This window comes from Escherichia sp. MOD1-EC7003, assembly GCF_002965065.1.
In the GTDB taxonomy this organism is placed as follows: Bacteria; Pseudomonadota; Gammaproteobacteria; order Enterobacterales; family Enterobacteriaceae; genus Escherichia.
In genome coordinates, this window is sequence record NZ_PTRE01000009.1 from 22,111 (window position 1) to 39,403 (window position 17,293).

The following is a 17,293-nucleotide window of genomic DNA, read 5'->3' on the forward strand; positions in this document are numbered from 1 at the left end:
TCCTTAATATGCACGCAGCGTCTGGAAAACCGAGTCTAAAAGACGTGCGTCTTTGATGCCCGGTTGTGACTCTACAGCAGAATTAAAATCAAGCCCGGCGCAGCCGGTTTGTGCCGCTTCAACGCAATTATCTGCACCTAAGCCACCCGCCAGCAGAACGTTGCTAAGCGATTGACCGTTTAACAGTGACCAGTCGAAACGTTGCCCGCTTCCACCCTGGCCGTTGTCGAAAACATATTTATCAATGTGCTGAAGATTGCGTACGGGCAGCGTTTCACCAACGCTTAATGCTTTCCAGATGGCAACGTTTTCCGGCAATGCCTTACGTAACTCATTGATATATTGCTGGTCTTCACTGCCATGCAGTTGTACTGCCGCCAGCGATAACACTTTCGCTTTGTCCACCACATCGGCAATATTGTGATTGCGGAACACGCCAACATATTGCAACGGTGCCGCAGCCATCACTTCCTGCGCCTGTTCAACGCTGACGCAGCGCGGTGACGTTGTAACAAATATCAACCCGCCGTAAATCGCCCCCGCATCATAAGCGGCTTTAGCATCTTGCCCACGCGTCAGACCACACACTTTATTCTCACCCAGCAACACCCGGCGCACGGCGGCGTTCAAATCGTCGTGGGCCATCAACGCCGAACCAATTAAAAAGCCGTTAGCAAAGTGGCTTAACTCACGCACCTGGGCGTAAGTATTGATGCCAGATTCGCTGATCACCGTCACGTTGTGCCCCAGTTTCGGCGCAAGCTCGCGGGTACGGTTGAGATCAATCGACAAATCACGCAGATTGCGGTTGTTGATGCCGACAACTTTGGCCCCCAACGCAATGGCGCGTTCCAGCTCCTCTTCATTACTGACTTCGGTCAGCACGCCCATCTCCAGACTGTGGGCGACAGCAGCAAGCTGGCGATACTGTTCGTCGTTCAGAACTGAAAGCATTAATAAGCAGGCATCGGCCTGGTAATAGCGCGCCAGATAGATCTGGTAAGGGTCGATAATAAAGTCTTTACATAAAATCGGCTGTGGGGCGATTTGGCTGACGATGGGGAGGAAATCAAAGCTCCCCTGGAAATATTTCTCGTCAGTCAGCACCGAAATTGCCGAGGCGTAATGCTTATAAATCGACGCAATGCGTGCCGGCTCGAAATCATCGCGGATCACGCCTTTTGACGGTGACGCTTTCTTACATTCCAGAATAAACGCTGTGCGCGCACCCTGTAGCGCATCATAAAAATGTCGCGTGCTCGGCTGAACCTCATTCTGGAAACTGGCCAGCGGTTGCTGCTGTTTGCGGGCTTCTACCCAAATCGCCTTGTCTGCAATGATTTTCGCTAAAACGGTTTGCATCATTTACCCTCGTGCCGCCAGTGCGGTGACTTTGTCGTAAGCGGAACCATTGCGCAGCACCTCAAGAACGGTTTGCACATTGGCTTGCAGATCTTCCTGACCATGCAGGCGCATTAACATGGCGACATTCGCCGCGACGGCGGCTTCATGGGCGATGTCGCCTTTACCTTGTAACAATTGTGTTAAAATATCACGATTTTCTTCCGGTGTTCCGCCCGCAAGTTGTTCCTGGTGGTAGGGCGTCAGGCCAAAATCTTCAGCGGTCAACTGATAGCTCTTAATTTCGCCGTCATGCAGTTCGGCAACGATTGTCGGCGCGTGTAATGAAACTTCATCCATCCCGCCGCTGTGCACCACCGCCGCGCGTTGATACCCCAGCACGCGCAAGGTTTCGGCAATCGGCAGCACCAGTTCCGGGCTGTAGACACCAATTAACGCCAGCGGAGGATGCGCCGGGTTAATCAATGGTCCCAGCACGTTGAACAGGGTGCGGGTTTTCAGTTGTTGGCGAACCGGCATTGCGTGGCGAAATCCGGTGTGATATTTCGGCGCAAAAAGGAAACAGACGCCTAACTCATCCAGCGCCTGGCGCGATTTATCGGCGTTCATATCAAGATTAATACCGAATGCCGCCAGCAGATCGGACGAGCCAGATTTACTGGAGACGCTGCGGTTGCCGTGTTTCGCCACTTTTAGCCCGCAGGCCGCGGCAACAAACGCACTGGCGGTAGAAATGTTGATACTGTTGCTGCCGTCACCGCCAGTACCGACGATATCGGCAAACAGATAATCCGGGCGTGGGAACGGCGCAGCGTTTTCCAGCAGCGCCGTTGCCGCCCCGGCGATCTCGTTCGGGTGCTCGCCGCGAATTTTCATGCTCACCAGCGCCGCCGCCAGTTGTTCCGGCTTCAGCTCACCACGCACCACCGCTGAAAAAAGTTGGTGGCTTTCTTGTTGGCTAAGGGTCTGCGCCTGATACAGTTTTTCCAGAGTCGGTTGCAGTGTGTTAGTCGGTTCCAGTTTCTGCTGCGCCCAGGCCAGCGTTTGTTCCAGCAGGCGAGCGCCCTGGGTGGTGAGAATAGACTCCGGGTGAAACTGGAATCCGCAAACGCGATCCGCATCATGACGCACCGCCATCACCATGCCATTAAAATGGGCATTGATGGTTAAACCTGCCGGAATGTTACTGCCAACCAGCGAGTGATAACGCGCTACCGGCAATGGGTTTGTTAATCCGGCAAACATCGCCAGACCGTCGTGTTCAATGCTGGAGGCTTTACCGTGGAGAATTTCGCCCGCCTGACCGACATAACCCCCGTAGGCTTCGACAATCGCCTGATGACCGAGGCAAATGCCAATTATTGGCAGCTTACCGCGCAGGCGGGTAAGCAGTTCTGGCATACAACCGGCCTCACTTGGCACACCAGGACCTGGAGAAAGCATCAGCACCGGATTGCTCATGGTCGCCAGACGTTCAATTAAGGTTTGCGCCGGAATATGGTTGCGGTAAATCACGACGTTATGCCCATTGCTGCGCAACTGATCTGCCAGGTTAAAAGTAAAAGAGTCGATATTATCGAGCAGCAGAATGTCAGCCATCAGAACGTCTCCTGTGCATGATGCGCGGTGGCGATAGCGCGCAGTACAGCGCGGGCTTTATTACGGGTTTCGTCGGCTTCCGACTGCGGAACAGAATCAAGAACCACGCCAGCACCGGCTTGCACGGTGGCGACGCCGTTTTCCACCAGCGCCGAGCGGATCACAATGCAGGTGTCGAGATCGCCGTGCGCGGTGAAATAACCTACTGCGCCACCGTAGCTGCCGCGTCGACGACCTTCTGCCTCGGCAATTAACTGCATGGCACGCACTTTCGGCGCACCGCTTAACGTGCCCATATTCATACAGGCGCGGTAAGCGTGCAGGGCGTCGAGATCGTGGCGCAGCTCACCGACAACGCGGGAGACGAGATGCATCACGTAAGAGTAACGGTCAACTTTGGTGAGGTCGGCAACGTAGCGGCTGCCTGGGGTGCAAATGCGAGCCAGATCATTACGGGCGAGATCCACCAGCATCAGATGTTCAGAAAGTTCTTTATGGTCGGTACGCATTTCCAGTTCAATGCGGCTGTCGAGATCTCTGTCCAGTGAACCATCGGCGCGACGACCGCGTGGGCGTGTTCCGGCAATCGGGTAGATCTCAATCTGGCGGCTGGTGGCGTCATACTTGAGCGAACTCTCGGGTGACGCGCCAAACAGAGTGAAATCATTATCCTGCATAAAAAACATGTATGGGCTGGGATTACTCTTTTTCAGCACGTAATAGGCCGCCAGTGGTGACGGGCAGGGTAGAGAGAAACGGCGAGATGGTACGACCTGGAAAATTTCTCCGGCGCGAATCGCTTTTTGCAACGAACGCACTACGTCACCGAACTCTTCATCACTCTGATTACATTCACAACGCATATGCGGTACGGAAACCACCGGCAGCGGCGGCGCAGTTTCGGTCAGTTGCTGGCGAAGTTCGTTCAGGCGAGCAGTGAGACGTTGTTTTTCTTCTTCATTCGGAGCAAACAGGCTGGCCTGAATGCGGGTGCTTTTCTTCTGATGGTCAATCACCATCAGCGTTTCAGCGAGATAAAAACAGAAATCAGGGCAGTTATTTTCCGCTGACAATAGCGGTAAATCTTCAAACCCCGCCACAAGGTCATAAGAGAACAGGCCGCCGAAGAACATTGCTTCCCGTTCTTCCTTCGGTACATTCAACAGATTTTGCAATAAGCGGAAAGCGTCAAAAACCGAAAGGGAGCATAAGCGGGCGTCTTCATCCAGCAATGGACTGACAGGGGGAAAGCGTAGCACGCGGCAGCTTGGTGATTGTTCATTTTCCACACCCGCAGGCAAGGCGTCATCCAGTAGTGTCAGCAGGGCTTCGCCATTGCCAGAAAGTGCCTGAATTGTGACAGTGTCACCTAATGCTGTAATGCGCAGCGCACTGTCCACCAGCAGCAGGCTTTTTAAATCATCTTTACTGTCGATATCTGCGGATTCCAGCAGCAGCGTTGCTGGACGATCTCCACACAACTGGTGAAAAAGCGCGGTCGGGTTGTCGCGATAAGCGCCTTCGCAGGTTAACAGTTCGAGAGTCGGTTTTTGTGTTTGCATTGTTATTCTCTAATTTTGTTCAAAAAAAAGCCCGCTCATTAAGGCGGGCTGGGTATCTGATTGCTTTGCGCATGGTGAATACACTGCCCGTTTCAGGAAGTGCGCCACCAACCTTTCAGTACGAAAATTGCTTTCATTGTCGATACCCTTTTTACGTGAACTTTCGTACCAGTTAACTAGTTCGATGGTTAATTGTCAACAGCTCATTTCAGAATATTTGCCAGAACCGTTATGATGTCGACGCAAAAAACATTATCCAGAACGGGAGTGCGCCTTGAGCGACACGAATTACGCAGTGATTTACGACCTGCACAGCCATACCACAGCTTCCGATGGCAGCCTGACGCCAGAAGCATTGGTGCACCGTGCAGCCGAGATGCGCGTCGGCACCCTGGCGATCACCGACCATGACACCACAGCTGCAATCGCGCCAGCAAGAGAGGAAATTTCACGTTCAGGACTGGCGCTGAATCTTATTACAGGCGTGGAAATTTCCACGGTCTGGGAAAATCATGAAATTCATATTGTCGGGCTGAATATTGATATTACTCATCCGCTAATGTGTGAGTTCCTCGCGCAGCAGACAGAACGGCGCAATCAGCGGGCGCGGCTAATTGCCGAACGACTTGAAAAAGCGCAAATACCTGGGGCGCTGGAAGGCGCACAACGACTGGCGCAGGGCGGTGCGGTGACGCGCGGTCATTTTGCTCGTTTCCTGGTGGAGTGCGGCAAAGCCAGTTCAATGGCAGATGTCTTTAAAAAGTATCTGGCGCGAGGGAAAACCGGATACGTTCCACCACAGTGGTGTACAATAGAACAAGCTATTGATGTCATTCATCATTCTGGCGGTAAGGCGGTACTTGCTCATCCTGGGCGGTACAATCTTAGTGCTAAATGGCTGAAAAGATTGGTTGCGCATTTTGCCGAACACCACGGCGACGCGATGGAAGTCGCGCAGTGCCAGCAATCGCCCAATGAACGCACCCAGCTGGCGACGCTTGCCCGCCAGCACCATTTATGGGCATCACAAGGATCTGATTTTCATCAGCCGTGCCCGTGGATCGAACTGGGTCGTAAACTCTGGCTACCCGCAGGCGTTGAAGGCGTCTGGCAGCTATGGGAACAGCCGCAGAACACCACAGAGAGGGAATTATGAGCCAGTTTTTTTATATTCATCCTGATAACCCGCAGCAACGTCTGATTAACCAGGCGGTGGAGATCGTGCGTAAAGGTGGGGTGATTGTTTATCCAACTGATTCCGGCTATGCGCTCGGCTGTAAAATTGAAGATAAAAACGCCATGGAGCGTATTTGTCGTATTCGCCAGCTGCCGGATGGTCACAACTTTACCCTGATGTGTCGCGATCTTTCTGAACTCTCGACCTATTCATTTGTGGATAACGTTGCGTTTCGTTTGATGAAAAACAACACGCCGGGCAACTATACCTTCATCCTGAAAGGGACGAAGGAGGTGCCACGCCGCCTGTTGCAAGAAAAACGCAAAACCATTGGGATGCGTGTGCCGTCTAACCCGATTGCGCAGGCGTTACTTGAGGTGTTGGGTGAACCGATGCTTTCCACATCACTGATGCTGCCAGGCAGCGAATTCACCGAGTCTGATCCGGAAGAAATTAAAGATCGTCTGGAAAAACAGGTGGATTTGATCATTCACGGTGGCTATCTTGGGCAGAAACCAACAACGGTCATTGATCTCACCGATGATACTCCAGTCGTGGTGCGTGAAGGCGTCGGTGATGTGAAGCCTTTCTTATAACAAATTGCGTTCCACGGATGGAAGATTATGGCAGGGATATATCGCTGCATTTTGCTGTTGATAGTTGGGCTTTTTTTCTCTTCGTTGAGTTATGCGAAAAACACGGAGATCCCTTCTTATGAAGAAGGGATCTCGCTCTTTGATGTTGAAGCCACTCTGCAACCGAATGGGGTGCTCGACATCAAAGAGAACATTCATTTTCAGGCGCGAAATCAGCAGATTAAGCACGGATTTTATCGTGATTTACCACGACTCTGGATGCAGCCTGATGGGGACGCTGCACTGCTGAACTATCATATTGTTGGCGTCACCCGTGATGGTATTTCTGAACCCTGGCATCTTGACTGGCATATCGGGTTAATGAGTATTGTCGTGGGCGATAAACAACGTTTCTTGCCTCAAGGCGACTATCATTATCAAATTCATTATCAGGTTAAAAATGCTTTCCTGCGTGAGGGGGATTCTGATCTGCTAATCTGGAACGTGACCGGTAACCACTGGCCGTTTGAAATTTATAAGACCCGATTTTCTCTCCAGTTCTCTAATATTGCGGGTAATCCATTTAGCGAAATCGATCTCTTTACCGGAGAAGAGGGCGACACATATCGAAATGGCCACATCCTTGAGGACGGAAGAATTGAATCCCGCGATCCGTTTTATCGTGAAGATTTCACGGTCCTCTACCGCTGGCCTCACGCTTTACTTGGCAATGCCCCGGCACCACAAACGACGAATATTTTCAGTCATCTTCTTTTACCCTCTACGTCAACGTTGTTAATTTGCTTTCCGTGTCTGCTCCTGGTATGTGGATGGTTATATCTCTGGAAGCGCAGGCCGCAATTTACGCCAGTAGATGTGATTGAAACCGATGTCATTCCGCCAGATTACACGCCCGGCATGTTACGTCTCGATGCGAAGCTGGTTTACGACGATAAAGGTTTTTGCGCCGATATCGTAAATCTGATTGTGAAAGGAAAAATTCATCTGGAAGATAATTATGACAAGAACCAGCAAATCCTGATTCGTGTTAATGAAGGCGCGACCAGAAATAATGCGGTATTACTGCCCGCAGAGCAGTTATTACTGGAAGCCTTATTTCGTAAAGGCGATAAGGTCGTTCTTACGGGGAGACGCAACAGCGTCTTACGCAGGGCATTTTTACGGATGCAGAAATTTTATCTGCCGCGTAAAAAGTCTTCGTTTTACCGACCTGATGCGTTTTTGCAATGGGGCGGGATGGCAATATTGGCGGTCATTCTCTACGGTAACCTGAGTCCCGTAGGCTGGGCAGGAATGAGTCTGGTAGGCGATATGTTTATTATGATCTGCTGGCTTCTTCCTTTCTTATTTTGTTCCCTTGATCTTTTGTTTGCCCGCGATGATGACAAGCCTTGCGTTAATCGTGTAATCATCACTTTGTTTTTACCACTGATTTGTTCAGGTGTGGCTTTTTACTCTCTCTACATCAATGTCGGAGATGTATTCTTTTACTGGTATATGCCAGCGGGTTATTTTAGCGCGGTTTTCCTGACCGGTTATCTCACTGGCATGGGGTATATTTTTCTGCCAAAGTTTACCCAAACTGGGCAGCAACGTTATGCCCACGGTGAAGCTATCGTTAACTATCTTGCGCGTAAAGAGGCAGCAACACACAGTGGGCGGCGGAGGAAAGGGGAAACACAGAAACTGGATTACGCTTTGTTAGGTTGGGCGGTCTCGGCAAACCTTGGCAGAGAATGGGCTGCACGTATCACCCCATCACTCACAGCGGCTGTTCGCGCCCCGGAAATTGCCCGTAGTGGCGTTTTGTTCTCATTACAGATGCATCTGAGTCTGGGGGCCAATACCAGTTTGTTGGGGCGAAGTTATTCCGGTGGTGGTGCGGGTGGCGGAGGCGGTGGTGGCTGGTAATAAAGCTGATGTTAATCGAAACAAGCTTTAACCATAAAGATAGTGTAGTATGTTGCGCCTCAAAGCCAGGCCAGTTAAAACGTCGAGTCGTTTACTTAAGGCCTGAAGAGTTCAAACAGACTTTACTATCAGTGAGTCAGATGTAAATTTTGACTCACTGTTGCACAAAAGCATATCAGACGCCTGGGAAGGCGACACCAAAAGGAAGCTCTATGAGCGAAAAGCTACAGAAAGTGCTGGCGCGTGCCGGCCACGGTTCTCGCCGTGAAATCGAATCTATTATTGAAGCCGGTCGTGTGAGTGTTGATGGCAAAATTGCTAAACTCGGCGATCGCGTTGAAGTTACCCCTGGACTGAAAATCCGTATCGATGGTCACCTGATTTCGGTACGTGAGTCCGCTGAACAAATTTGTCGTGTTCTGGCCTATTACAAACCGGAAGGTGAGTTGTGTACCCGTAACGATCCAGAAGGGCGTCCAACGGTGTTTGACCGTCTGCCAAAACTGCGTGGCGCGCGCTGGATTGCCGTAGGTCGTCTGGACGTTAACACCTGTGGTCTGCTGCTGTTCACCACCGACGGTGAACTGGCAAACCGTTTAATGCATCCCAGCCGTGAAGTTGAACGTGAATATGCCGTGCGTGTATTTGGACAGGTTGACGACGCGAAACTGCGTGATTTGAGTCGTGGCGTGCAACTGGAAGATGGTCCGGCAGCCTTTAAAACCATTAAGTTCAGCGGCGGCGAAGGGATCAACCAGTGGTATAACGTTACTCTGACCGAAGGCCGTAACCGTGAAGTTCGTCGTCTTTGGGAAGCGGTTGGTGTGCAGGTAAGCCGCCTGATCCGTGTTCGTTACGGTGATATCCCACTGCCGAAAGGTCTGCCACGCGGTGGCTGGACGGAACTGGACCTCGCCCAGACTAACTATCTGCGCGAACTGGTGGAGCTACCGCCAGAAACCAGTTCTAAAGTTGCTGTAGAAAAAGATCGTCGTCGTATGAAGGCGAATCAGATTCGTCGTGCTGTAAAACGTCACAGTCAGGTGAGCGGCGGTCGTCGTTCTGGTGGACGTAATAACGGTTAACCAAAGAATGCCGGACGTCATATCCGGCATTTTTACAGATTAATAATCAATCCCTATCTGCGCTTTTACTCCGGCATCAAACGCATGTTTGACGGGGCGCAACTCACTCACTGTATCTGCCAGTTCAAGAATATCCCGATGGCAGCCACGGCCCGTAATAATGACTGTCTGCTGATGGGGGCGAGCATTCAACGCCTGTAATACTTCTTCCAGTGGTAGATAGCCATACGCCACCATATAGGTCAGCTCATCAAGCAAAACCATATCCAGCGAAGGATCGTCGAGCATACGTTTGGCATGTTGCCAGACTTCACGACAGGCAGCGGTATCGGCCTCGCGGTTCTGCGTATTCCAGGTAAAGCCTGTTGCCATCACCTGAAATTCGACGCCATGTGGCTCAAGTAGATTGCGCTCGCCGTTAGGCCAGGTGCCCTTAATAAACTGCACGACGCCCACTTTTTTTCCGTGACCAACTGCGCGTGTTGCCGTACCAAATGCCGCGGTGGTTTTGCCTTTTCCATTGCCGGTAAAAACGATGATAATGCCGCGTTCATCCTGGGCCTGGGCGACTCGGGCATCTACTTTTTCTTTCACTCGCTGCTGACGCTGCTGGTAACGTTCATCACTCATTGGGAAATTCCTGGTTTACGGCCCGGTTGGGCGTCAAAGGTCATACCGGTTTTACGGCGGCTGTCATCGCCCATCAGCCAGAGGTATAGCGGCATGATATCAGCGGGTGTTTTAAGTTTCTGTGGATCTTCAGTCGGGAATGCACTGGCACGCATTGCGGTGCGCGTACCGCCAGGATTAATGCAGTTGACGCGCAGGCGCTGCTGATATTCATCGGCCAGTACCTGCATCATCCCTTCAGTGGCAAATTTCGACGTTGCATAGGCGCCCCAGTTTGCACGCCCCTGGCGTCCAACGCTTGATGAAGTAAAGACCAGCGAACCGGCATCTGATTTGAGTAATAAAGGAAGCAGTGCCTGGGTGAGCATAAAGGTGGCATTAACGTTGACCTGCATGACGTCCTGCCAGACCTGCGGATTTTGTTCGCTCATTGGGCAAACATCGCCGAGTAATCCGGCATTATGCAAAACACCATCCAGACGTGGATAATTAACGGCAATGCGCTGCGCCAGTTGTTGGCAATCTTCGGACGTGCAGGTCAGCAAATCGAGAATAAACCACTGTGGCTGGCGCCCAGTTTCTTCGTTTATATGTCGGGCTACCTGACGCAATTTTTCTTCGTTACGGCCCAGCAAAATAACCGTCGCGCCATAGCGTGCATACGTCATCGCGGCTTCACGGCCAATACCATCGCTGGCTCCCGTCACCAGGATAATGCGATCATTGAGTAAATCTTGTTTTGGCTGGTAATGCATGGCTACCCCTCAACGACGTTGTTTGTCGCCCTGCCAGTGTTCTTTATGACTTTGGGGCTTTATGCCTGAAACAGAAGGGCATTTCAATCAGCCTGGGGCGATAACACCGTAAAATGGATACTTTGTCATACTTTCGCTGCAATAACATCTCTGCGAGACGGCTTAACATGCCTGTTGTAAACTGTGAGCCAAAGCGTTGTTTAACCAAGGTGGGGACTCGTGGAATTGTTGTCTGAATATGGTTTGTTTTTGGCGAAAATCGTTACCGTTGTGTTAGCGATTGCGGCGATTGCCGCCATTATTGTCAATGTTGCTCAACGTAATAAACGCCAGCGAGGCGAGTTACGGGTCAACAATCTCAGCGAACAGTATAAGGAGATGAAAGAGGAACTGGCCGCGGCGCTGATGGACACTCATCAGCAAAAACAGTGGCACAAAGCGCAGAAGAAAAAGCACAAGCAAGAAGCGAAAGCCAAACTGGGCGAGGTGGCAACTGACAGTAAACCCCGCGTCTGGGTGCTGGATTTTAAAGGCAGCATGGACGCCCATGAGGTGAACTCGCTACGTGAGGAGATAACGGCGGTACTCGCGGCATTCAAACCACAGGATCAGGTTGTGCTACGTCTGGAAAGCCCTGGTGGCATGGTGCATGGTTACGGGCTGGCAGCCTCGCAGTTGCAGCGTCTGCGCGATAAAAACATTCCTTTGACTGTTACGGTAGACAAAGTAGCTGCCAGCGGTGGTTACATGATGGCCTGTGTGGCAGACAAAATTGTATCCGCACCGTTTGCTATTGTGGGGTCCATTGGCGTGGTAGCGCAAATGCCCAACTTTAACCGCTTCCTGAAAAGCAAAGATATTGATATTGAACTGCACACCGCCGGGCAGTATAAGCGCACGCTGACGTTGCTGGGTGAAAACACCGAAGAAGGGCGGGAAAAATTCCGCGAAGAGCTTAACGAAACGCATCTGTTATTTAAAGATTTTGTGAAGCGTATGCGTCCGTCTCTGGATATCGAACAGGTGGCAACGGGTGAACACTGGTACGGACAACGGGCGGTAGAGAAAGGTCTGGTTGATGAAATCAACACCAGCGATGAAGTTATTCTTAGTCTGATGGAAGGCCGTGAAGTGGTCAATGTGCGCTATATGCAGCGTAAACGACTCATTGACCGATTCACCGGCAGCGCGGCAGAGAGCGCCGATCGATTGTTGCTACGCTGGTGGCAGCGTGGGCAAAAGCCATTGATGTAAAAGACAAATGCGAGGGTAATACCTCGCGTTTTACTTTAATCAACCAGATGATATTTTTCTGAAAGCACATGGGCCAGGTGTTTAAACATATTAAACACTGCGGTGCTTTTGGCTGTTGGCAATCCTTGTTCATCTAAAAAGTAGTCGCCAGTAAATACCAGCACGCCATTACGCTGCGTAACGCCGGTGGCTTCAATCCCTGCGAGCGTATCCTCATGCTCACGAATGATTTTGTTGGCCTCTTTCAACAGCGTTTCGCGGTCGATGGGTTGTGTCTCTTTGTTCATTATTTACTCCTTAAACAAGGACATTAGTCTACGCCAGGCATGGCTTGCAGACAAATATACCACGCTGGTGGCAAGAGCGCCTTACTGGCAACTTTGGATTTTGCATGCTAATAAAGTTGCGTATCGGATTTTATCAGGTACAGTGTGACGCTTTCGTCAATCTGGCAATAGATTTGCTTGACATTCGACCGAAATTCCGTCGTGCTATAGCGCCTGTAGGCCAAGACCTGTTAACTCAGTCACCTGAATTTTCGTGAACAGAGTCACGACAAGGGGTTGATATCCGCAGAGAATGAGGCCATATCGGTAACTCGTTGCCAGTGGAAGGTTTATCAACGTGCGACGCATTCCTGGAAGAATCAAATTAGGTAAGGTGAATATGGGTAAAGCTCTTGTCATCGTTGAGTCCCCGGCAAAAGCCAAAACGATCAACAAGTATCTGGGTAGTGACTACGTGGTGAAATCCAGCGTCGGTCATATCCGCGATTTGCCGACCAGTGGCTCAGCTGCCAAAAAGAGTGCCGACTCTACCTCCACCAAGACGGCTAAAAAGCCTAAAAAGGATGAACGTGGCGCTCTCGTCAACCGTATGGGGGTTGACCCGTGGCACAATTGGGAGGCGCACTATGAAGTGTTGCCTGGTAAAGAGAAGGTCGTCTCTGAACTGAAACAACTGGCTGAAAAAGCCGACCACATCTATCTCGCAACCGACCTTGACCGCGAAGGGGAAGCCATTGCATGGCACCTGCGGGAAGTGATTGGTGGTGATGATGCGCGCTATAGCCGAGTGGTGTTTAACGAAATTACTAAAAACGCGATTCGCCAGGCATTTAACAAACCGGGTGAGTTGAATATTGATCGTGTTAATGCCCAGCAGGCGCGTCGCTTTATGGACCGTGTGGTGGGGTATATGGTTTCGCCGCTGCTATGGAAAAAGATCGCTCGTGGTCTGTCTGCGGGTCGAGTGCAATCCGTGGCGGTTCGCCTGGTGGTCGAGCGTGAGCGTGAAATTAAAGCGTTCGTACCGGAAGAGTTCTGGGAAGTCGATGCCAGCACAACCACGCCATCTGGTGAAGCGTTGGCGTTGCAGGTGACCCATCAGAACGACAAACCGTTCCGTCCGGTCAACAAAGAACAAACTCAGTCTGCGGTAAGTCTGCTGGAAAAAGCGCGCTACAGCGTGTTGGAACGTGAAGACAAACCGACAACCAGTAAACCTGGCGCTCCTTTTATTACCTCTACGCTGCAACAAGCTGCCAGCACCCGTCTTGGTTTTGGCGTGAAAAAAACCATGATGATGGCCCAGCGTTTGTATGAAGCAGGCTATATCACCTACATGCGTACCGACTCCACTAACCTGAGTCAGGACGCGGTAAATATGGTTCGCGGCTATATCAGCGATAATTTCGGTAAGAAATATCTGCCGGAAAATCCGAATCAGTACGCCAGCAAAGAAAACTCACAGGAAGCGCACGAAGCGATTCGTCCTTCTGATGTCAATGTGATGGCAGAATCGCTGAAGGATATGGAAGCAGATGCGCAGAAACTGTACCAGTTAATCTGGCGTCAGTTCGTTGCCTGCCAGATGACCCCAGCGAAATATGACTCCACGACGCTGATTGTAGGTGCGGGTGATTTCCGACTGAAAGCACGCGGCCGTATTTTGCGCTTTGATGGCTGGACAAAAGTAATGCCAGCACTGCGTAAAGGTGATGAAGATCGTATTTTACCGGCAGTCGATAAAGGCGATGCTTTGGCACTTGTTGAATTGACACCCGCCCAGCACTTTACCAAGCCACCAGCTCGTTTCAGTGAAGCATCACTGGTTAAAGAGCTGGAAAAACGCGGTATTGGTCGTCCTTCCACCTATGCGTCGATCATTTCGACCATTCAGGATCGTGGCTATGTGCGAGTAGAAAACCGACGATTCTATGCGGAAAAAATGGGCGAAATCGTCACCGACCGCCTGGAAGAGAATTTCCGCGAGTTAATGAACTACGACTTCACCGCGCAGATGGAAAATAGCCTCGACCAGGTGGCAAATCACGAAGCAGAGTGGAAAGCTGTACTGGATCACTTTTTCTCGGATTTCACCCAGCAGTTAGATAAAGCTGAAAAAGATCCAGAAGAGGGGGGGATGCGCCCGAACCAGATGGTTCTGACCAGCATCGACTGCCCGACTTGTGGTCGCAAAATGGGGATTCGCACCGCCAGTACCGGGGTTTTCCTGGGCTGTTCCGGCTATGCGCTGTCACCGAAAGAGCGTTGCAAAACTACCATCAACTTGGTGCCGGAAAACGAAGTGCTGAACGTGCTGGAAGGTGAAGACGCTGAAACCAACGCGCTGCGCGCAAAACGTCGTTGCCCGAAATGTGGCACGGCGATGGACAGCTATCTCATCGATCCGAAACGTAAGTTGCATGTCTGTGGTAATAACCCAACCTGCGACGGTTATGAGATCGAAGAGGGCGAATTCCGCATTAAAGGTTATGACGGCCCGATCGTTGAGTGTGAAAAATGTGGCGCTGAAATGCACCTGAAAATGGGGCGTTTCGGTAAATACATGGCCTGCACCAACGAAGAGTGTAAAAACACACGTAAGATTTTACGTAACGGCGAAGTGGCACCACCGAAAGAAGATCCAGTGCCATTACCGGAGCTGCCGTGCGAAAAATCAGATGCCTATTTCGTGTTGCGTGACGGTGCTGCCGGTGTGTTCCTGGCTGCCAATACCTTCCCGAAATCGCGTGAAACACGTGCGCCGCTGGTGGAAGAGCTTTATCGCTTCCGCGACCGTCTGCCGGAAAAACTGCGTTATCTGGCCGATGCGCCGCAGCAGGATCCGGAAGGTAATAAGACAATGATTCGCTTTAGTCGTAAAACCAAACAGCAATATGTCTCTTCGGAAAAAGACGGAAAGGCGACTGGCTGGTCAGCATTTTATGTTGATGGCAAATGGGTTGAAGGGAAAAAATAACCTTTAATTTTGTCAGGTTTTTATAAACAAAGGGGCGCGAAAGCGGCCCTTTTTTATTGCATATTATTTTTTCTTCACACCTATACACTAAGGCTATAAATGATATAGTGGTTATAGTTAGCACCTTTTTTATTATTAAATCGTATTAATCACCCGCCAGGTGTGACGAAAAAACGATGTTCTGATGGCGTCTAAGTGGATGGTTTAACATGAAATTACAACAACTTCGCTATATTGTTGAGGTGGTCAATCATAACCTGAATGTCTCATCAACGGCGGAAGGACTTTACACATCACAACCCGGGATTAGTAAACAAGTCAGAATGCTGGAAGACGAGCTAGGCATCCAAATTTTTTCCCGTAGCGGCAAGCACCTGACGCAGGTAACGCCAGCAGGACAAGAAATTATTCGTATCGCTCGCGAAGTACTGTCGAAAGTCGATGCTATAAAATCGGTTGCCGGAGAGCACACCTGGCCGGATAAAGGCTCGCTGTATATCGCCACCACGCATACCCAGGCGCGCTACGCGTTACCAAACGTCATCAAAGGCTTTATTGAGCGTTATCCTCGCGTTTCTTTGCATATGCACCAGGGCTCGCCGACACAAATTGCTGATGCCGTCTCTAAAGGCAATGCCGATTTCGCTATCGCCACAGAAGCGCTGCATCTGTATGAAGATTTAGTGATGTTACCGTGCTACCACTGGAATCGGGCTATTGTAGTCACTCCGGATCACCCGCTGGCAGGCAAAAAAGCCATTACCATTGAAGAACTGGCGCAATATCCGTTGGTGACATATACCTTCGGCTTTACTGGTCGTTCAGAACTGGATACTGCCTTTAACCGCGCAGGGTTAACGCCGCGTATCGTCTTCACGGCAACGGATGCTGACGTCATTAAAACTTACGTCCGGTTAGGGCTGGGAGTAGGGGTCATTGCCAGCATGGCGGTAGATCCGGTTGCCGATCCTGACCTGGTACGTGTTGATGCTCACGATATCTTCAGCCACAGTACAACCAAAATTGGTTTTCGCCGCAGTACATTTTTGCGCAGCTATATGTATGATTTCATTCAGCGTTTTGCACCGCATTTAACGCGTGATGTCGTTGATGCGGCTGTCGCATTGCGGTCCAATGAAGAAATTGAGGTCATGTTTAAAGATATAAAACTGCCGGAAAAATAATTTTCTGCGTTATTTTCGGCACCTTTTATACTGCGAAGGTGCCGGTATATATTCTCTTTTGTTACTTATTGGTATCCGGTGAACAATATTTTTATCCCTCATATTTATAGGGTAAATTACCTGTAAAGTAGAGTCTAATTACCCGCCTCGCAAACTTCATTTTTCAAATATCTATTTCAGGTCAAAAGATAGAATTATTTACTGGAGACGATTCGTAAATTAGCTGGATTTTTGACTAAATTTTCTTCAGGATTTGTCTCATCGCGTGATTAGTTGCGTCAATCGTTCAGCGCCTTGCTGATAAGTGATGGCGATTATATGAGGTTAGCAATGCCTTCTGGAAATCAGGAATCGCGCCGGGACCCTGAATTAAAACGCAAAGCCTGGCTGGCGGTATTTCTTGGTTCTGCACTTTTCTGGGTGGTTGTCGCACTGCTGATTTGGAAAGTGTGGGGATAACGATGATCGATCAGGAGCCGCAGGCGTCGTCACCATTATGTCAGCATAGTGACAATGAACCAGAAGCGAAACGGGAATGTACCGTCGTTATTCCAGACGGCTGGCAACTAACATCGCAGCAGCAAGCCTTTATAGAACTATTTGCTGAGGATGATCAGCTGAAACAATAATTATCATCATTCTTATTACCTGGTTTTAATGAATTAAAGGGCTTTTAATGCACCGCAGCAATAACAGGTGAGTTATCTCAACACAAAGTAATAACCGTTAAGGGGGTAGCCTGTGATCAACACAAATATGAAATATTGGTCATGGATGGGCGCATTTTCGCTGTCGATGCTCTTCTGGGCCAAACGTCTCTGGATCGTTACTCACTGATCCCTGCCTCGCTGCGGCGCTGAGGAATCCCCAGTAATGGGCGGGTAAAAAAAGACAGGCATAGAGTTTTGTGATCT

General features: G+C 50.3%; 17 protein-coding genes and 1 other annotated feature. Of the genes, 10 read left to right on the forward strand and 7 right to left on the reverse strand.

The features are described from left to right. Positions 1–3: 3 nt before the first annotated feature. The 4 genes from trpCF to trpL form a co-directional block, all read right to left on the reverse strand. Positions 4–1,365 carry a bifunctional indole-3-glycerol-phosphate synthase TrpC/phosphoribosylanthranilate isomerase TrpF gene (gene trpCF / locus A7090_RS00880; RefSeq protein ID WP_198599551.1) on the reverse strand — a complete coding sequence of 454 codons (1,362 nt, stop codon included), beginning with the start codon at positions 1,363–1,365 and terminating at the stop codon, positions 4–6. Then, on the reverse strand, positions 1,366–2,961 hold the full coding sequence (trpD, locus tag A7090_RS00885) for a bifunctional anthranilate synthase glutamate amidotransferase component TrpG/anthranilate phosphoribosyltransferase TrpD (protein ID WP_105272665.1): 1,596 nt from the start codon (positions 2,959–2,961) through the stop codon (positions 1,366–1,368). Continuing rightward, positions 2,961–4,523 carry an anthranilate synthase component I gene (trpE, locus tag A7090_RS00890; protein ID WP_105272666.1) on the reverse strand — a complete coding sequence of 521 codons (1,563 nt, stop codon included), beginning with the start codon at positions 4,521–4,523 and terminating at the stop codon, positions 2,961–2,963. The genes trpD and trpE overlap by 1 nt, the downstream gene beginning before the upstream one ends. A gap of 21 nt (positions 4,524–4,544) precedes the next feature. Beyond that, positions 4,545–4,639 (reverse strand) — a sequence feature (Trp leader region). Then, positions 4,616–4,660, reverse strand: coding sequence for a trp operon leader peptide (trpL, locus tag A7090_RS00895; protein WP_001700591.1), 45 nt, complete (start codon positions 4,658–4,660; stop codon positions 4,616–4,618). It overlaps the preceding feature by 24 nt. A gap of 137 nt (positions 4,661–4,797) precedes the next feature. On the opposite strand from trpL, the gene rnm reads away from it, so the two are divergent. From rnm to rluB, 4 genes are all read left to right on the forward strand, one after another. Continuing rightward, positions 4,798–5,679 (forward strand): RNase RNM, encoded by an 882-nt coding sequence (gene rnm, locus A7090_RS00900; RefSeq protein WP_105272667.1) that lies wholly within the window; start codon positions 4,798–4,800, stop codon positions 5,677–5,679. Further along, entirely contained in the window at positions 5,676–6,296 is a 621-nt protein-coding gene (locus tag A7090_RS00905) for an L-threonylcarbamoyladenylate synthase (protein ID WP_001516499.1), read from the forward strand. The genes rnm and A7090_RS00905 overlap by 4 nt, the downstream gene beginning before the upstream one ends. Before the next feature lie 27 nt (positions 6,297–6,323). After that, positions 6,324–8,207, forward strand: coding sequence for a DUF2207 domain-containing protein (locus A7090_RS00910; protein ID WP_105272668.1), 1,884 nt, complete (start codon positions 6,324–6,326; stop codon positions 8,205–8,207). 212 nt (positions 8,208–8,419) lie between these two features. Continuing rightward, a complete protein-coding gene (rluB, locus tag A7090_RS00915) occupies positions 8,420–9,292 on the forward strand; it encodes a 23S rRNA pseudouridine(2605) synthase RluB (RefSeq protein ID WP_001291216.1) in 873 nt (290 codons plus the stop codon). A gap of 39 nt (positions 9,293–9,331) precedes the next feature. Here rluB and cobO read toward each other — a convergent pair whose 3' ends face one another. Next, entirely contained in the window at positions 9,332–9,922 is a 591-nt protein-coding gene (gene cobO, locus A7090_RS00920; protein WP_105272669.1) for a cob(I)yrinic acid a,c-diamide adenosyltransferase, read from the reverse strand. Further along, a complete protein-coding gene (locus A7090_RS00925) occupies positions 9,919–10,677 on the reverse strand; it encodes a YciK family oxidoreductase (protein WP_105272670.1) in 759 nt (252 codons plus the stop codon). The genes cobO and A7090_RS00925 overlap by 4 nt, the downstream gene beginning before the upstream one ends. A 219-nt stretch (positions 10,678–10,896) precedes the next feature. On the opposite strand from A7090_RS00925, the gene sohB reads away from it, so the two are divergent. Continuing rightward, positions 10,897–11,931, forward strand: a complete 1,035-nt coding sequence (gene sohB, locus A7090_RS00930; RefSeq protein WP_105272671.1) for a protease SohB — start codon at positions 10,897–10,899, stop codon at positions 11,929–11,931. 35 nt (positions 11,932–11,966) lie between these two features. On the opposite strand, the gene A7090_RS00935 is transcribed toward sohB, so the two are convergent. Further along, positions 11,967–12,218 (reverse strand): YciN family protein, encoded by a 252-nt coding sequence (locus A7090_RS00935; RefSeq protein ID WP_001031530.1) that lies wholly within the window; start codon positions 12,216–12,218, stop codon positions 11,967–11,969. 379 nt (positions 12,219–12,597) lie between these two features. On the opposite strand from A7090_RS00935, the gene topA reads away from it, so the two are divergent. The 5 genes from topA (at position 12,598) to ymiC (ending at position 17,216) form a co-directional block, all read left to right on the forward strand. Continuing rightward, positions 12,598–15,195 carry a type I DNA topoisomerase gene (gene topA, locus A7090_RS00945; protein WP_105272672.1) on the forward strand — a complete coding sequence of 866 codons (2,598 nt, stop codon included), beginning with the start codon at positions 12,598–12,600 and terminating at the stop codon, positions 15,193–15,195. Positions 15,196–15,404: 209 nt separating this feature from the next. Continuing rightward, the gene (gene cysB, locus A7090_RS00955) at positions 15,405–16,379 is read left to right on the forward strand and encodes an HTH-type transcriptional regulator CysB (RefSeq protein ID WP_000776253.1); all 975 of its coding nucleotides are present in this window, start codon (positions 15,405–15,407) and stop codon (positions 16,377–16,379) included. A gap of 318 nt (positions 16,380–16,697) precedes the next feature. After that, positions 16,698–16,838, forward strand: a complete 141-nt coding sequence (locus A7090_RS00960; protein WP_113335915.1) for a YmiA family putative membrane protein — start codon at positions 16,698–16,700, stop codon at positions 16,836–16,838. Positions 16,839–16,840: 2 nt separating this feature from the next. Beyond that, complete coding sequence (yciX, locus tag A7090_RS00965; protein ID WP_105272673.1) at positions 16,841–17,008, forward strand: protein YciX; 168 nt, start codon at positions 16,841–16,843, stop codon at positions 17,006–17,008. Positions 17,009–17,120: 112 nt separating this feature from the next. After that, a complete protein-coding gene (gene ymiC, locus A7090_RS00970) occupies positions 17,121–17,216 on the forward strand; it encodes a small membrane protein YmiC (protein ID WP_123056913.1) in 96 nt (31 codons plus the stop codon). The last annotated feature ends 77 nt before the right edge of the window (positions 17,217–17,293 follow it).